This window comes from Enterococcus italicus DSM 15952, from assembly GCF_000185365.1.
Taxonomy (GTDB): Bacteria; Bacillota; Bacilli; order Lactobacillales; family Enterococcaceae; genus Enterococcus_G; species Enterococcus_G italicus.
The window spans coordinates 1-921 of sequence record NZ_GL622270.1; the positions used below are offsets into that span (position 1 = coordinate 1).

The following is a 921-nucleotide window of genomic DNA, read 5'->3' on the forward strand; positions in this document are numbered from 1 at the left end:
CATCAAATAGATTTTCTGCTTTATCTTGTTCTTCATTCTCTTTATTCCTAGCATAATCAAGACTTTCATCAAGGTCTACTTGATATAATTCTTCTAAATATAGAGCTAACCCATGGAATTCAATTTTACCTAGATATGTGATAATTAAAGCATAAACAACACAAAATATTAAATTGATAAAAAATATCATGTTACATAACCTCCTTTTATAAGTCTAAATCAATTGTATCTAGTATATTTTCAACTGATTCAATATTAGTAGCATTTTCAGATTCTTCAATATTAAGTTCAATTGATTCTTGATTTACTGATTCATTATCTTCAGAATCATTTAAAACAACTTCAAAGTCATCTTCAATAATTTCAGTATCACTAGTTATTGAACCATTTAAAAAATCTGATATATCTATTTCAAAATTTTTTATCAAACCATTGTATTTAGTATAGGTTTCAAAGCTTTGTTTAAATCCTTTAGCTATAGTTTGATTGTCTACAAAAGGTGTTTTACATAGGACAAAACCATCTTTAAAATTCAACTGCTCTGTAGTTGGTTGAATTACAGAACTTCTAACAAAAACTACTCCTTCAGTTCTTCTCCCTGAAGCTGATAATTGAGCAAAATATTTAGATAATGCTCCTGATTTATCTACACCCATCAAAACATTACTTTTATTTCTTCCTAATATTTCTAAAGTTAATCCATCTTTAATACCATCCCCTAAATCAGAAACTTTAGCTGATTGAGTAACATAGAATAATTTAAAACCACTTGCTCTACCTAATGATAATATTTTTCTAATCTGTGATAGTATTTTATCTTTGCAACTTACTTTATCTATTTTATAGGAATCTGCTATATTTAAAAGTGATTGTGCTTCATCTATAACAAGCAATACTTCACCCAATTTTTCTCCACTTATT

General features: G+C 26.9%; 2 protein-coding genes. Both read right to left on the bottom strand.

The window, feature by feature from the left end; translation table 11 throughout:
- Window positions 1-190: hypothetical protein (locus tag HMPREF9088_RS11195; protein WP_007209374.1), on the bottom strand; the 190-nt coding region annotated here is incomplete at its 3' end.
- 16 nt (window positions 191-206) lie between these two features.
- Window positions 207-921 (bottom strand): hypothetical protein (locus HMPREF9088_RS11200; protein ID WP_211205563.1); only part of this gene is annotated, 715 nt, incomplete at its 5' end.